This is a genomic window from Haloarcula argentinensis DSM 12282 (assembly GCA_000336895.1).
Taxonomy (GTDB): Archaea; Halobacteriota; Halobacteria; order Halobacteriales; family Haloarculaceae; genus Haloarcula; species Haloarcula argentinensis.
Genome location: AOLX01000005.1, coordinates 53401 through 67962, shown reverse-complemented (window position 1 = coordinate 67962; position 14562 = coordinate 53401). Strand labels below are relative to the sequence as shown.

General features: G+C 59.4%; 15 protein-coding genes. 8 read left to right on the top strand and 7 right to left on the bottom strand.

The features are described from left to right. Nucleotides 1–197: 197 nt before the first annotated feature. Both C443_RS01035 and C443_RS01030 read right to left on the bottom strand, forming a co-directional pair. Complete coding sequence (locus C443_RS01035; protein WP_005532946.1) at nt 198–929, bottom strand: creatininase family protein; 732 nt, start codon at nt 927–929, stop codon at nt 198–200. A gap of 127 nt (nt 930–1056) precedes the next feature. After that, nucleotides 1057–1908, bottom strand: a complete 852-nt coding sequence (locus tag C443_RS01030; protein WP_049943806.1) for a CPBP family glutamic-type intramembrane protease — start codon at nt 1906–1908, stop codon at nt 1057–1059. Between the two features lie 566 nt (nt 1909–2474). Between C443_RS01030 and C443_RS01025 the strand changes: the two genes are divergently transcribed. Both C443_RS01025 and C443_RS01020 read left to right on the top strand, forming a co-directional pair. Next, the gene (locus C443_RS01025; RefSeq protein WP_005532941.1) at nt 2475–3776 is read left to right on the top strand and encodes a S8 family serine peptidase; all 1302 of its coding nucleotides are present in this window, start codon (nt 2475–2477) and stop codon (nt 3774–3776) included. Nucleotides 3777–3840: 64 nt separating this feature from the next. After that, nucleotides 3841–4452 (top strand): ArsR/SmtB family transcription factor, encoded by a 612-nt coding sequence (locus C443_RS01020; RefSeq protein ID WP_005532940.1) that lies wholly within the window; start codon nt 3841–3843, stop codon nt 4450–4452. 193 nt (nt 4453–4645) lie between these two features. On the opposite strand, the gene C443_RS01015 is transcribed toward C443_RS01020, so the two are convergent. Continuing rightward, entirely contained in the window at nt 4646–6331 is a 1686-nt protein-coding gene (locus tag C443_RS01015; protein WP_311241337.1) for a BGTF surface domain-containing protein, read from the bottom strand. 335 nt (nt 6332–6666) lie between these two features. Here C443_RS01015 and C443_RS01010 point away from each other — a divergent pair, with 335 nt between their 5' ends. Together C443_RS01010 and C443_RS01005 are read left to right on the top strand one after the other, a co-directional pair. Next, a complete protein-coding gene (locus C443_RS01010; RefSeq protein ID WP_005532935.1) occupies nt 6667–6945 on the top strand; it encodes a PRC-barrel domain-containing protein in 279 nt (92 codons plus the stop codon). A 129-nt stretch (nt 6946–7074) separates the two neighbouring features. Further along, nucleotides 7075–7467, top strand: a complete 393-nt coding sequence (locus C443_RS01005; protein WP_005532933.1) for a DUF5684 domain-containing protein — start codon at nt 7075–7077, stop codon at nt 7465–7467. A 317-nt stretch (nt 7468–7784) separates the two neighbouring features. On the opposite strand, the gene C443_RS01000 is transcribed toward C443_RS01005, so the two are convergent. Continuing rightward, on the bottom strand, nt 7785–8375 hold the full coding sequence (locus C443_RS01000; protein WP_005532932.1) for a TetR/AcrR family transcriptional regulator: 591 nt from the start codon (nt 8373–8375) through the stop codon (nt 7785–7787). 177 nt (nt 8376–8552) lie between these two features. Here C443_RS01000 and C443_RS00995 point away from each other — a divergent pair, with 177 nt between their 5' ends. The 3 genes from C443_RS00995 (at nt 8553) to C443_RS00985 (ending at nt 11363) form a co-directional block, all read left to right on the top strand. Beyond that, on the top strand, nt 8553–9152 hold the full coding sequence (locus C443_RS00995; protein WP_005532930.1) for a TetR/AcrR family transcriptional regulator: 600 nt from the start codon (nt 8553–8555) through the stop codon (nt 9150–9152). Then, complete coding sequence (locus C443_RS00990) at nt 9152–10621, top strand: MATE family efflux transporter (RefSeq protein WP_005532928.1); 1470 nt, start codon at nt 9152–9154, stop codon at nt 10619–10621. Before C443_RS00995 ends, C443_RS00990 begins: the two co-directional genes overlap by 1 nt. A gap of 76 nt (nt 10622–10697) precedes the next feature. Further along, nucleotides 10698–11363 carry a class I SAM-dependent methyltransferase gene (locus tag C443_RS00985; protein WP_005532926.1) on the top strand — a complete coding sequence of 222 codons (666 nt, stop codon included), beginning with the start codon at nt 10698–10700 and terminating at the stop codon, nt 11361–11363. 14 nt (nt 11364–11377) lie between these two features. Here the strand turns inward: C443_RS00985 and C443_RS00980 are convergent, their stop codons facing one another. The 3 genes from C443_RS00980 to C443_RS00970 all read right to left on the bottom strand — a co-directional run bounded on the left by C443_RS00980 (nt 11378) and on the right by C443_RS00970 (nt 13760). Then, the gene (locus tag C443_RS00980) at nt 11378–12049 is read right to left on the bottom strand and encodes an AIM24 family protein (RefSeq protein ID WP_005532925.1); all 672 of its coding nucleotides are present in this window, start codon (nt 12047–12049) and stop codon (nt 11378–11380) included. A 514-nt stretch (nt 12050–12563) separates the two neighbouring features. Then, entirely contained in the window at nt 12564–12809 is a 246-nt protein-coding gene (locus C443_RS00975) for a hypothetical protein (RefSeq protein ID WP_005532924.1), read from the bottom strand. A 105-nt stretch (nt 12810–12914) separates the two neighbouring features. Then, on the bottom strand, nt 12915–13760 hold the full coding sequence (locus C443_RS00970) for a DUF726 domain-containing protein (protein WP_005532923.1): 846 nt from the start codon (nt 13758–13760) through the stop codon (nt 12915–12917). A 134-nt stretch (nt 13761–13894) separates the two neighbouring features. Between C443_RS00970 and C443_RS00965 the strand changes: the two genes are divergently transcribed. Continuing rightward, complete coding sequence (locus C443_RS00965) at nt 13895–14497, top strand: class I SAM-dependent methyltransferase (protein ID WP_005532922.1); 603 nt, start codon at nt 13895–13897, stop codon at nt 14495–14497. Nucleotides 14498–14562: the final 65 nt, after the last annotated feature.

Sequence of the window (14562 nt, the reverse complement as noted above, 5' to 3'; positions counted from 1 at the left end):
TATCAGAACAGATCCAGACATTTACGACATATGCACGTTTATCTAGTTACCATTTAGTCCTAATATACACTTTTGAGTGCTATTCATCCCATATAAACTCCAATAAAGATATTTACGAAGAAAGTAGATATGAACTATCTCAAGAAGTATCCAGATAGCGTATTTTCAATAGAATATAACCGCTTTTACCACAACTCTCACTCACGCGGTCCGGCCGGCCGATCCGCGATTTCATCGAGGAGGTCGACGAGCGCGTCGGTCGCCAGCTCCAGCAGCGTCTCCCCACGTTCGGCGCTGCCTTCGCGGGGGTCGCCAACGACGCCGTTCTCGGTGAACTCGTCGGAATCGAACGCGAGATTGACGCCGCTTTGCCACTCCCCCCAGCCGTCGCTGGTACCGTCAGCGGCCTCGTCCAGTCGGTCCTCGTGGACTATTTCGGGATTCGTGTGCTGGAGGAGCGAAGTCTCCAGCGGCCCGCCGTGGCCCATGTCGGCGCTGTGGTCGCCGACCGCGTTGAACCACGTGAACGGGACGGCGAAGGCCTCGTCGTGTCGGACTATCGTGCCCGACACTTCACGCAACGCGTCAATGTTGCCGCCGTGGCCGTTGACCAGCACCACGTGGTCCCAGCCGTGGCTGGCGAGACTACCGACGATGTCACGGACGTAGGACCGAAACGTTGATTCCGAGGTCCACAGCGTCCCGGAAAAAGCCCGGTGCTCTTCGGCGACGCCGACGGGGACTGCCGGTGCGACGACGACTGTGGCGTCGTAGCGCTCGGCACCGCGTTCGGCGACTGCCTCGGCGTCGAGCGTGTCCGTTCCGAGCGGTGCGTGTGGCCCATGTTGCTCCGTGCTCCCGACGGGGAGCAGCGCCAGATTCGTCTCCACGTCCGCCATATCAGTCCAAGTTTCCGTCTGTAGATCCATGGGTACGTTTCTGTCCGAAGCGAAAATAAAGCCCAGTTTCTCCCCACCTGTCACCGTTGGTTTCCACTTAGCCACAGAATCGGACACGTAGTACGATCCGGCCCATCCTCACAGACAGAGAGAGCAGTCAGTCCCCGGTTGAGGCGTGGTTGTTACCTTGTGACCAGATATGCGGCGTCTCAACAGGTTCTACCACCCGAACAGTCAGGTAGACCAGCGTAACCATGATAGTGTATTCGAGCACGCTGACCACCAGATGTAGCTCAGATGGGACGGTCACCTTGACGAGGAACGGCGGGTGATTCATCGATGCATGGAACAGCGCGACGAGCCAGAGGTTCCCCGAGAGCGCGTACACGCTCCCGTAGGCAAGACCCATGAGCGCCAGTCCGAGGAGCCTGACTGCAAGCCCGGAGCTAACGCCATGCCCCGATGCGAGAAACCACCGCGGGAGGTGAAACAGGGCGAACAGGACCGCAGCGACGCCGATACCGGACAACACTGTGCGACGAGTCGTCTCACCGGCCAACCGCGTGAACTTCTGCTGGAGGTACGTACGGAAGAGGAACTCTTCCGGGATCGCGGTGAACAGAAGTGAACTGAAAAGCGCCGCGAGATACAGCAGCGGGTGGGCAGCGGTTCTCGACAGCGAGGCTTCGAACCCGGAGATGCCACCCATCGCGAGAGCGACCGCAGCAAGGTTGTACAGTCCCCAGAACACGGTTACCAACCCGATCACGGGGCCCAGTGTGCGAACAGACGGGAGCAGAGAACGCGGTGAGACGGTCTCTATTCTGAGCGTCCCAACCGTGAGTGCGACGAGGAAGACACCCCAGATCATTCCCAGGACGGGCGGTGGCGATGCGCCGGGGGAGATGGTCACCAGTCCGGAGAGGACGACAATTACCAGGAGGTACGTTACAACGGGAACCAACGGCCCGCCGCTGAATCTCGGCAGGCCAATGTCAGGGCGCAACATCCAGTTGGAATCCGATGGGCGACCCAAAATTATCTTTCATCTCGAAGTCCGGTACAAACCCGTCGGCGACTAGTACCGAGATGTGTGAGTTGGCTACAACCCAAATGCATTGAGATTTAAAACCAGTTTTTAGTCTTTGATAGTTTTAGTATGCTCCCGTCCGACGTTTCAAACGCCGGCGACCGCCTGAGACGGTTCCCGGCTGCCAGCGCCCTCCCCATGTGCCGCCGGTTTCCCCGAATCGGAATCCATCCCGGTCCGGTTGTCCACACGACAACGGGCACAACCCGCCCACCCCGTTGTCGATTGCTCGAATCAGAGTCCGTTGGTCCTACAGTCGGGTCTTGCCACATCACACAGACTGAAAGTAACGATGAAACGACGTGTCCGCTGGGTAGACTGTTCCTATGTGAATGTACGTGTGTCGGTTTTTACAAACGACGTATTCCGCGCTACGTATGCCCGAGTCGCCGAACGTCTCGGTACAGCGTTCGATACTCACCCTATGTTCGTTGAGAGCCCGTCGCTCTACGTTCCGGTGGTCGTATCGCGGCAGGTGGTCAGCAGTGCGTGATCGGACTGTACTGCTACTGGCCGTCGTCGCAATCGTGTCACTCACCGGTAGCATCGCACTGCTCGCAGTGACGGGGCCGACGGACCCCCGCCCAAATAGGGCCGATACCGCATCAGTATCAGTGTCAGACGGATCAGCCGGCCGGTTCGAACGTCTCCACGCGGCCGGGGTTACAGGTTCGAACGTCTCGGTCGGCATCGTCGATCCGACCGGATTCGACACAGAGTCAGAAACGATTGCCGGACAGGTCTCCGAAACACGGAGCTTCGGCGGTGGGTCCGTAGATGATACCCGGGAGGCACACGGAACCGCGACGGCCGCTGTCGTGTCGCGGACCGCACCGGACGCCGCCCTCTATCTCGCCCGGGTCGACAGCGTCAACAGTTATCGGCAGGCAGTTGACTGGCTCGTTCGAGAGGACGTCGACGTTATCGTCGCACCCGTTTCCTTCTACGGACAGCCCGGCGATGGAACCGGACCAGTCGCTCGGAGTGCGACGCGAGCGGCAGAGCGTGGGTCAGTGTTCGTCGCCCCAGCCGGGAATCTCGCACAATCCCACTGGTCAGGACAGTACACCACCGAAACCGTCCAAAACCGGACAATCGATTTTACCAACAGGAGCAGGCAGAATTACATCCGGGGCGGGACCGAAATCACGGTCTGGCTCTCGTGGGACCGGGGCCATGCAGACGAGGAGTACACAGTCGAGCTGTATCGAACGAACGGAACCGATTCCCGTCTCGTCGCCCGCTCACAGCCCTATCGCGGCGACGACGTACCAAACGAGCGAATCGTTGCCGACGTCAGGCCCGGTGACTACTATCTCGTGATTCGTGGGCCCGCGTCGCCGACTGGTGCACGGTTACGGCTTGTCTCACCGACACACGACCTCCAGCACACATCAGCTCGAAACAGCATTGTCGCTCCAGGGACGGCCCGCGAAGTCATTACTGTCGGGGCATACAACAGCCGTGTCGAACGGCTTGAACCGTTCAGTTCCCGTGGCCCGACAGTCGATGGACGGACCGGTGTCGACATCGTGGCTCCAGACAGGCAGTTCGCCGCTGCCGCACCTGACGGCTTCGTCGGCTCTTCGGCTGCAGTCCCGTACGTCGGTGGAACCGCGGCCCTGATGCTAGAGGCGAACGAGTCGCTATCACCCCGCGAAACAGAACGCCTGCTGGAACAGACCACGAGAGACGTGGGACGACCGAGACTCGACAACGAGACCGGCCACGGGGCGGTCCGTCCAGTCCATGCAGTCCGGAGTGCACAAAACCGCACCGACGGTTAAATCTAGTTTTAAGTCAGCCACAGGGCTTTGATGGATCCCGTATTACGTATCCGACAGTGACGCTATGTCGAGCCTCATCGAACGGATACAGGAACGGACTGGGACTGCCGATGAATCACCGCGGGTACTCGATGTTGCGGAGAACGAAACCGACGACGTGCTCGATGCGCTCGCCTCGGACACCAGTCGGTCCCTGTTCCGTACGCTGTACGACGAGCCCGGAACGCCGTCCGAGATAGCGGACCGATGTGACACGTCGGTCCAGAACGTCCACTACCACGTTTCGAACCTCAAAGACGCAGACCTCATCGAGCCGGTCGAGACGGTGTACTCCTCGAAGGGCAACGAGATGACCGTGTACGGCCCGGCGAGCGACCCAATTGTGCTGGTCGGCGACCACGACCTTGCGCCGCGCATCCAGCAATCGATGAACAACGTTATTACAGGAATAGGACTCATCGGCTTTGCGAGTCTCTTCATCCAGTGGGGCGCAGAAAGGCTGGCGGACGCAACCGCCGGATCCGAGGTTCTGGCCCCCGCAAGTCCGCATGCAGGGCCAGTCAGTGGAACCAGCACGCTCGCATGGTTCGTGTTCGAAGTCGTCGAGCCGGGCGTGCTGTTTTTCTGTCTCTGCATCACCGTTCTCGGTATCGCTGCGCTACTGACTGACGAGTGACTCTGGCGAACCGCTGTCATAGGAAGGACCGCTCTGCCGTGGTGATTTGAGGACAAAACCCACAGAACTCGGTCTCAAATCGCAACATGCCAGCCGTGGGTAAGGCAACGAGATCAGGTCTCAGACGAGGGTAGCCCGATCGCCAAGCCCGAGATGGTCTCAAAAACCGTGCGTATAGCCCACTGTCGCGGCGTCAGTCCATGACGGACCGAAGACCGGTGCCTACGCCAACGATGGCGAGCATCCCGCCGACAGCGAGAGCGCCGACACCAACCCCGAAGTCCCCAGCCTGTGACTGCTGCGCGGCCGGCGTTTCGCCGGTAACTGAATCGACGCCGTCAGAAGACGCGTCTGTAAATGTGGTTTTCCCATCTGTGATGCGCAGCGAGCCGACCGTATCGGGCTGCCCCTCGGCCACCTCAGTCCCACGGTACAGTGACAGCTCGTAGGTGTCCGTGGCGAGTTGCGAATCGAGGGCGACTTCCGAACCGGATTCGACTGATACGGCATCGGCGTCCGCGGCGGTTTCAAGGGTGGGTTCGTCGTGGCCGGCCGCCGTGGTATCAAACAGGAGGGCGACACGATCATCGTCGTTCCCGTCACGGACGGTCGCATTGATCTCGTAGTTGACGTCCGGGCTCCCGATAGAAATGGTGGCCGCGTCAGCGGTCGCGAGAGCTATCTGAATTCGAGCAGTCTCTCCCTGCCGCCCTTGAACCACGGTTTCCTCCAGCCCAAAGTCGGCCGACTCCTCAACCTCGAATTGCTCGCTTGTCGTCCCGTTGGCTTCGATGACGATCGTTCCGACAGTCGGTCTCCCGTCAGTCGACTGCCCATCGAACATGCGGTACGAGTACGCAGCGGCGGCGAGCATGGACGAGAGGTCTGGCTCCGATTCGGTCACGGTCAGCGAGTCACCGTCGTCCGCCACGCTGAGCGTCGCTCCGTCTGTGCCGGCGGCCGCAGTATCGAAGAGAACCAGCACTTCGCCGTCATCGTCGTCGTCACTGACGGTCGCGTTGATCCGGTAGTTAGCCGCCTCGCTGCCAATGGAGAGCGTTTTGGTTCCTCCATCAGTCATTGAGACCGGAATTTCGGCGGTGTCGCCCTGGGAGACCTCGACGACGTTTTCGCCATCATCAGTCGGTTCCGGGGTCTCTATCTCCGGTACCGGATCAGTACAGTTTCCATCACACGGGGCGATGGTCTCAGTACGTTCAAACAGTGTGTCGCCGTCGACATGCGCGGACAGTTCGTAGGCTGTGTTCGCTGGCACGTCCGACATGTCGAACTGGGCGACGAAGGTGCCGTTGGGTTGCACTCTGACCGGCCTTTGGTAAAGGAACGGGTTCGACGCGTTCTCTGACACGATTCTGACCGTCATCTCCGTCCCAGGGTCCAGCGTGGTCTCTCCAGTGACCACCTGTTGTTCGTCGGCGTGCAGCGGGAGGCTGTCCTCTGAGACCGTGGGTTCCTGCTCCGTAGCGGCAGCCTCCGGGTCAGTACAGTTGTCGTCGCACGGGGCGATAGTCTCAGTACGGTTAAACAGCATGTCGCCGTCGACATAGCCGGATAGGTTGTAGGATGTGTTCGCTGGCTGGCGAGACAGATCGAACTGGGCAGCAAACGTCCCATTGGGCTGTACTATGGCTTCCCTTCGGTAAACGAACGGGTTCGACGAGTTCTCTGACACGATTGTGACTGTCATCTCCGTCCCAGGTTCCAGTGTGGTTTCCCCAGTGACCACCTGTTGTTGGGCGGCGTGCAGCGGGAGGCTGTCCTCTGAGACCGTGGCCTGCTGCTCCGCAGCGGCAAGCCCCGGACCCGTCGCCGCTGCGGCGATAAGCACTGCGGCCAGTGCCACCGACCGAACGCTCACAGAATCACCTCCTGTGGTGCGGGCAACTGTCCGTGCGTTTGAGAGCGATGCTGCCACCAGTACCGCGTCGCAGATGGAGGGCAATTCGCTGGCATACAGTCAGCGGTTACGCCGGGACTGAAAAAGCACCAGCGATAGGTTAAAGCCGTCTTGAAGACGGTAGTGCTGATCCGATCAGTATGCCGGCAAGTCCGTCATAATGTACCGGTTATATCTGTGACACCGTTTCGGCGCCGACCACATGGCATCCATGTACGCACCCAGTTTGTAGTAAGAGACGATATACCGCAGGAAGATGCAGTAATTTTATGGTAATTTCGGGATTATTGACCAGTATGCGAACGGTCCTCGCAAACCAGCTCTCCAACGTCCGGGTCGTGAGTACCGATGGCCGCGAAGTCGGCACACTGCAAAACATTACGATCGATACAGCGACGGGCGAACTTCAGACAATTGTCATTAGCAGCGAGGTTCAGGAAATATTCGGCGTTGAGCAGGATTCCGACGGCGACATTCGATTACCGGCGACTCTCATCGAATCGATGCGGGACCACCTGACCATTCAGCCGCCTGCAGAACAGAGTGTTACAGGCGGCGATACCGTGGATTCATAGGTAACCGTCGGGTGTTCAAGCGGGCCGGTCGGGATGCAATTGCTAGCTGTGCATTTGCAGCGGCAGAGTTCGGTTCCGCCGCGACGATAAGTCGTCATTTTTTTGAAAGTATGCAGGCTAGACGCCGATATGGCCCCGCTTGCAGTGATAGCTGCTCCCCTCCAGAATAGCGGCGCAGGTAATATTGTACTGCTCCTGTTCAACCTGTTGATTGCCGGTATCCATATCGCCGGGATGTGGATGGTGTTCGAGAAAGCCGACCGCGCAGGTTGGAAGGCTATCGTTCCGGTATACAACCTCTACGTCATGCTCCAAATCGGCGGGAACGCGTGGTGGTGGCTAATGTTGTTGCTGATCCCTATACTGAACATTTACGTGTTGTACAAGATTCACGCTGGCGTAGCTAGAGCGTACGGTCGGGGTATCGGGTTCGGGCTCGGACTCACGTTCATTGGACCACTCTTTTTCCCGCTACTGGGCTTTGGCGATTACCAATACCGCCAGTCCGGTAGACTCGTCTGAGAGTGGCCGGCGCGCAGCGACACGGGCCAACCTTCGAGACGTAGACGAGCCGAACACCGGGAGTTGATTCATCACCACAACCACGGCCCGAAGCCGCTGTATCCCCAGTTCAAAGGTGAGACAGCGCCAGCGTTCCAAGAGGTTACTTGAGTCAGACTGTTCGCCTTGCAGGCACTCGCAAACGTCCCGGCTATTGTGGCGGTGGTTGGTCTCCGATTAACAGGTTGTGTTGGCTGTGGGATCAAGGTTCAGACAACCCACAGTTGGTGTTATCGGGACGGCCTGAAACAGTTACAAGACAGTTGACCACTGGACGATTACTGTAACATGGCGTCGGCGTACTCACTCGCCGTCTGCCGGGCCGTTTCGAGTTCCTCGGTATCGTCTAGCATCACGGCGCGGGTCCGGGCACCGTCGATGATTGTCAGCAGCGAACGAGTAACGTGATCCGCATCGACGTCGGTGAACACACCCTCGTCGATCCCATGATTGATGACCGCCTTGAGCAGATAGCGAATGTACTCGTCGTTCTGGCGGAATCGGTCACTGAACGCCTCCTTGTACGGTGCTTGACTCCGCATCTCTAGCAAGGCGACCGAGAGATCAGGGTTTTCCTGTGGTTTGACGAGCAGTTCATCGAGCAATATTTCCAGTCGGGCTTCGGGGTCCGTTGTCTCGACGTCGTGGATCGAATCGACGAACCGCTCCAGTAGATAATCGAGAAAGGCCGCAAGAAGGTCGTCCTTCGTGTCGTAGTAGTAGTGCACTGCGGCCGTCGATTTGCCGTACTCGTCCGCGATTCGTTTTATTGTGAGATCAGCATACCCATGTTCGCGCAACGCCCGGTAGGTTGCCTGCATTATCTCCTCGGTCTGTTCCGAGAAGGTGCGGTCCGATGGTCCACCCATTGGCTAACAGTTTCGCCCATGGTTGGATAACCGTTGTGACCTATATGCTATTACGGACTGAATTATTAGTTAGTAAGTCTGAATTCGGCCGAATATATCTAATTATCGCCTTTATCTCAGATTGTGTACTTCAAAGCGTTTTTGACTAATCGGTTAGTAAGTTTTGTCACAGCCGCCATGGATGACGATACAGCTACCGAAATTCTCGAGGCGACGTACCGCGCCCTCTGCCAGCACGGGTACGCCGCGCTCACGGTCAAGGACATCGCTGACGAGGCAGACCGGAGCAAAGCGTCTATTCACTACTACTACGACAGTAAAGAGAACCTCTTTGCGGAGTTTCTGGACTTCTTGTACGAACGATACACTGCAAAAATAGCGGGAGTAGACGGGAACACGCCGCGGGAAGAACTCGATTCGCTGTTGGATACAGTTCTCACCGATGGGCGGCGGACGCCCGGTCAGGAGTTCAGAACAGCGTTACTCGAAATAAAGGCACAGGCCCCGTACAACGACGCTTTCCGGACACAACTGGCCAAGTTCGATGCTGCTCTCTTTGACCAGTTGCGGGAAATTATCGCGGCCGGCGTCGAAACCGGGGAGTTCGATAGCGCGGTCAAGCCGGCCGTCGCAGCGGAGTTCCTCGTGACGGCGATCACAGGTGCCCATACCCGACACGTCGCCACAGACCGTTCGATAGACAGATTCAACGAAACGATTACGCGATACGCTGAGACCCATCTCCTGACGGACACGCCAGTGGAGGCGACCCGCTGATGGGGATTCGAAGTCGCGTTGGTGCTCTGTTCAAGGGTCCCGAAGAGTTCGACCTCACGTCGGGTGGCATCGGGAAGCCGCTGTTCTTCCTCTCGATGCCGATTGTCATCACAAATCTCTTCCAGACCGCGTACAACCTCGCAGACACGTTCTGGCTCGGCCAATACAGCACTGATGCGCTGGCGGCAATCAGCTTCGCGTTCCCGATGGTATTTCTCCTCATCTCGCTTGGAATGGGGATATCCGTCGCCGGCAGCGTCCTCGTCGCGCAGTTTACCGGTGCGGGCGAGGAGCGCGACGCTGAGTACGCCGCCTCACAGACGGTGACGTTCGCCGTCATCGTCTCGTTCGTTCTCGGCATCGCGGGCTATCTCGGCGTCGATACGTTTCTCAGCCTGATGGGCGCGTCAGAAGATGTCCTGCCCATGGCGACCAGCTACATGGAAGTCATTTCGCTGGGCCTGCTGTTCATGTTCGGCTTCTTCGTCTTCGTCGCGCTCATGCGGGGCTACGGCGACACGATCACGCCGATGCTCGTCATGTTCGGCTCAGTAGTCCTCAACATCATCATCGACCCGTTCCTGATATTCGGCTGGACCGTCGTCGAAAACGCGCCGCTCGTCGGGACAGTCTCGTTCCCCGAGCTCGGGATCGAAGGGGCCGCCATCGCGACCGTCTTTTCGCGGGCGCTGGCGCTGGTCGTCGGGCTGGCGATCATGTTCCGAGGAAACCGCGGCGTCCAGATTCACCTCCGTGATATGGCTCCAGACCTGTCGTATCTCCGCCGGCTCGTTCGCATTGGCCTGCCCGCCTCCATCGAGGGGACGGGCCGTGCACTGTCGATGAATCTGCTGCTGGTCATCGTCGCGATGTTCCCGGACACAGTCGTCGCCGCCTACGGCATCGGGACGCGCGTGTTCTCGGTTGTCTTCCTGCCAGCTATCGCAGTCGCCCGCGGCGTCGAGACGATGACCGGTCAGAACATGGGGGCCGACAAACCGGACCGAGCAGCGAAAGCGGCCGGCCTCGCGGCGACGGTGCTTTTCGGCGTGCTCACCCTGGCTGGAGTCCTCGTCTGGTTCACCGCTGCACCGATAGCCGACCTGTTCACGACGGACCCCGAGGTTGTCGAAATCACGACGCAGTTCCTCCGTTACGTCGCGCTTTCCTTCGGCTTCATCGGCATCATGCGGGCCTACACCGGGAGCTTCCGTGGTGCCGGGAAGACGCTCACCGCCGCAGCAATCTCGGTGTTGATGCTCGGGATCATCCGCTTCCCGATTGCGTGGTTCGCCGCTGTGCCGCTCGGCGAAACCGGCATCTGGATATCGTTCGCCGTCTCGAACGTCGCAGGGGCGCTCATTGCCTACGGCTGGTATCGACGCGGAACGTGGCGAGACAGCAACCTCACCGAAGCCAAAGTCGATATTGACGAAGCGGGCGTCGAGATGTCGGCGGATGGAGACTGACAGCAGTGGGTGGCGAGCGCGTGTGATACTCTTCGAGTGAACCAATGCTTTCAGGGGAGCCACCGGTACTACTGCTATGTCCACAGAGCCGAACGCCAGTCAGAATCCCTCGTCGCCGCTGTTTGCAGCGATCTACGATCCGGCAACGACGCTCATCGAACGGACCCTCCTACGGCCACATCGTGAGTATCTGGTAGCGGATCTGGATGGAACGGTGCTGGACCTCGGCGCTGGAACCGGCGCGATGTTTCCGTATTTCGATAGCGTGGCGACCGCCTCGACGGAGTTTCACGCTGTCGAGCCGGACCCACACATGCGGCGGCAGGCAACAGAGAAGGCGACCGCGCAGGCCACGCCGATCCATATCGAGTCGTCACCGGCGGAAGCTCTCCCGTACGACGACGAATCCTTCGACATCGTCGTCGCCTCGATGGTGTTCTGTACGATTCCGGACATCGAATCCGCGATGAATGAAATCACCCGTGTACTCAAACCCGGCGGCGAACTGCGTTTCTTCGAGCACGTCATCGACGACGGATGGCGCGCTGGGCTACAGTCAGCGCTCACACCGCTCTGGAAACGCCTTGCCGGCGGTTGTCATCTCACCCGGCAGACGGGGACGCGACTCGTCGCGGACCGGTCGTTCGACGTCGTCGAAATCGAACGACTCAACCTCGGCGTCACACCGATCCGTCCGTTCGTTCGGGGACGGCTCCGCAAGCGCTCGGTGTCTTCGACGTGACAGCACAGCGGCCGTTAGCTCTGGCTCTGTGTGACAGACCCTTCCTCGTTCGGCTGGATGACGACGAAGCCGTCGTCGCCGGTGAACTCCATCTGGATTGATTCCCCGGAAGTCTGGCCGATTTCGAACGTCTTGTTCATCTCGATAGACGGTGAGAGGTTCGAACTCCACGCAACGGTCGCATCCGGGTCGGTGAACACCGGCGGCGTCATCACCAGTGGGTCGCCGTGTGTCGTCAGTGCGACTTCGCCGGGGCCGGTGAGGTAGACGTTCGTCAGCCCACCGGCGGCCATGCCGGAGAGACTACCGACTGTATTGATTTCGTAGTCGATAGTTGAGTCGAACGCGAGCACGTCAGTCCCGTTGACCGATATCGATTCCCCGTCAGCGAGAGTCAGCACCTGTACCTTCTTGCCGTTCTCGGCCACGTAGAGATGGCCGTTTCCTTCAGCCTCCATGACTGGCGTCCCTTCGCCGCTCACGGCCTCCTTGACAAAGCCCGTGATGCCGCCTTCCGCCGAGGACTTGCCAGTGAACGTGACCTCGCCGGTGTACGCGACCATCGACCCGGCTTTGACCATCACCGTTCCGTCGAGCGGGATGTCGAGCAGCCTGTTGTTCTCTTTCTGGAAGCCATCGCCACCATCTTCGGGGGCGTTGGAGCGGACAAATTCCTGTAAGTCCATAGTTACATCGGGACACTCGATAGGCCACCGTGATAGACTTCGTGAAGGATTAAAACACATTTTGTGCGACGGGCCCACACATTGCTTTGGCCATACAGCTGTTGATAGGGAAGAAGCGAGATATTGGTATAGCCGAATAGCTGTTCCGAATAGCTATACAATTGGTGACGCCGGCTTTGGTTTTGAGATAGCGCCGTTCCCCGCCAGACATCCGGACAACCGGGGTCGTACACGACACTGCCCGGGAGGTACCACCGGTCGCTATGTGAGGGTCGAATTTCTTCGGGCTTTCCGCCGTCTATGGCTTCGATGGTCGAGACACTACTCAGAACGCCCACCGACTCACTCATGTGCGACAGCGATATCCACCATTCGTATATCTGTGTTATCCAGAAGCGTAGCCGCGTCCTGTCTGGGACAACGACAATGTCACACCCAATCGACGGAAGGCAATCGTCTGCGGTAGGTATTCAGCCTGTAGATTGCAGTTCAATGCGACTCCGAGAGCGAGGCGTCAACCCTCAACGGCATCTCTCGTATGTTCAGCGTCCAGCCCGAACAACAGTCCGGCAAGAAACAGCAGCTCGTTACCCTGGTAGTACTGTTCGAGCACGAAGTTTATCAGACCGATATCCGGTGTGGTCGCCCCCAACAGTACCAGAACGAGCGCGAACGCGGCAGCGAGACCGGCGACCCACCGGACGACGACACCCGAGAGCAATCCCACCACGAAGACGACAACGGCAGTAAAGAGGGTCATATCTCGCTCCAGTGTGTCGCAGCCTTTGGCCTGCCAGCGGTTCCCATAGGGAGCACAACACTTCCGCCGTATATAATTCTACTAGCAGCAGAAAACAGAGCCACATCACTCGATTTCGGCAACGACACGCGCCAGACAGCCCTCACCCGGTTCGAAGTACGAGTAGTGATCGGCAACGAGATCAGAGACGTTCACGTCTTGATAACCGCCGGGAAGCGGCCCCGCATCACGAGTCCCAGCGTGGCCGACGGCGTGGGTCCGGTCCGACGCTCGGTACACCCACGAGAGGACCTTGTCGTTGTGGCTGTAGAAGTTCGACACCGGGACGTCAACAGCCCCGATAGCGTCGCCGTATCTGCCACCCTGAATCACACTATCGTAGGGAATAGCGCCACCGAGCAGTGATACCGAGGCGAGCGCGTCTGTCATCCCTTGCTCTGCAAGCACGCGAAGTGTTTCACCGGTCACCCGTGCGCCGAGTGAATGCGCGAGCAAGTGGACGGGTCGCCCGTCGGTTTCGGCCCACTCGACTAACCACTGGGCAAGGGGAGTACTGTTCGCCGCGGCGTTGGTCTTCGCCTGCTCCCATTCGACGTCGGACTCCCAACTGTACGCGACGACCGGTGTGGGCCGTGTTCCGTCAAGCGCTACCTGAGCCGTATAGGCGTTGTCGCGCGCCCTCTCAGCGTCGGTACTGAATCCGTGGACGAACAGGAACACCGCCGACGCATCGTCGAACGCCCACGTACCACTAGTCTCGAAGGCCGGCCCCTCGGCTGTGTTGAGGAGTCCACGCGTGGTAACGACAGGGTGTGAGAGCGGCGAGGTGTACCCGCCAGAATCGCCCTGTAACGACCAGTACACGTAGGCACCACCGCCCCCAAGCAGACCGAGGCCGCTTCCAAGACCGATGAGCAGCCGCCGCCTGGTCACACCGGTTTGACTGGCCATAACTGGTAGCTTGTATGTGGGTCACAGGCGAAGGGATAAGTCAGTTGAGATTGTCACGCTCGGAAATGGGAAGCAACGCAAGAGCGGTGTCACAGCCCATAGCCTTCATATCTCAGCGGGCGGTTAACGCAGGCATGACGACCTGGGATGAACGATACCGAGCGGGCACGTACCCACAGCGCCCGGACCCACATCCGGTGTTAGAACGATACCTGCCGACCTTCCCGCCGGGTCAGGCGCTTGACATCGCAACCGGCACCGGGCGCAACGCGCTGCCGGTCGCAGCGGCCGGGTACCGCGTCGACGCGGTCGACCAATCACGCGCGGGGCTTCGCATCGCTCGCGAAAACGCCCGGGAAGCGGGCCTCGAAGACGACATCGAGTGGATACAGGCGGACCTCGACTCGTTCGCGTACTCGACGTCGACGTACGACCTCATTACGATCAGCTTCTATCGCCCCGTCGACCGCCTCCCTGATATCATCGAGGCGCTGGCCGACGGCGGCTGTCTGTTCATCCAGCACCACCTCAGGACGACCGACGACGTGGACGGCGGCCCCTCCGGGGACCGGTACCGGTTTGCCTCGAACGAACTGCTCAGGGCCGGGCTCGGGCTGACAGTATTGCATTACGACGAGCGGACCATGACGACGGACAGAACGACCGCTGCCACCGCTCAACTGGTCGCCAGAAAGTCGCAGGGTAGCCACCAGTCATATCCCAACATCGCAGAGTGAGTTGGGAAGCGAGCTACCCCCATCGACCACAGGGCACGGTCTCACTGCGGACGAAGCCGTTCGGG

What these genes read in the sequence shown, in the direction of transcription:
- C443_RS01035 (WP_005532946.1), bottom strand. Translation starts at nt 929, where the DNA reads ATGGATCTACAGACGGAAACTTGGACTGATATGGCGGACGTGGAGACG.
- C443_RS01030 (WP_049943806.1), bottom strand. Translation starts at nt 1,908, where the DNA reads ATGTTGCGCCCTGACATTGGCCTGCCGAGATTCAGCGGCGGGCCGTTG.
- C443_RS01020 (WP_005532940.1), top strand. Translation starts at nt 3,841, where the DNA reads ATGTCGAGCCTCATCGAACGGATACAGGAACGGACTGGGACTGCCGAT.
- C443_RS01010 (WP_005532935.1), top strand. Translation starts at nt 6,667, where the DNA reads ATGCGAACGGTCCTCGCAAACCAGCTCTCCAACGTCCGGGTCGTGAGT.
- C443_RS01005 (WP_005532933.1), top strand. Translation starts at nt 7,075, where the DNA reads ATGGCCCCGCTTGCAGTGATAGCTGCTCCCCTCCAGAATAGCGGCGCA.
- C443_RS01000 (WP_005532932.1), bottom strand. Translation starts at nt 8,375, where the DNA reads ATGGGTGGACCATCGGACCGCACCTTCTCGGAACAGACCGAGGAGATA.
- C443_RS00995 (WP_005532930.1), top strand. Translation starts at nt 8,553, where the DNA reads ATGGATGACGATACAGCTACCGAAATTCTCGAGGCGACGTACCGCGCC.
- C443_RS00990 (WP_005532928.1), top strand. Translation starts at nt 9,152, where the DNA reads ATGGGGATTCGAAGTCGCGTTGGTGCTCTGTTCAAGGGTCCCGAAGAG.
- C443_RS00985 (WP_005532926.1), top strand. Translation starts at nt 10,698, where the DNA reads ATGTCCACAGAGCCGAACGCCAGTCAGAATCCCTCGTCGCCGCTGTTT.
- C443_RS00980 (WP_005532925.1), bottom strand. Translation starts at nt 12,049, where the DNA reads ATGGACTTACAGGAATTTGTCCGCTCCAACGCCCCCGAAGATGGTGGC.
- C443_RS00975 (WP_005532924.1), bottom strand. Translation starts at nt 12,809, where the DNA reads ATGACCCTCTTTACTGCCGTTGTCGTCTTCGTGGTGGGATTGCTCTCG.
- C443_RS00970 (WP_005532923.1), bottom strand. Translation starts at nt 13,760, where the DNA reads ATGGCCAGTCAAACCGGTGTGACCAGGCGGCGGCTGCTCATCGGTCTT.
- C443_RS00965 (WP_005532922.1), top strand. Translation starts at nt 13,895, where the DNA reads ATGACGACCTGGGATGAACGATACCGAGCGGGCACGTACCCACAGCGC.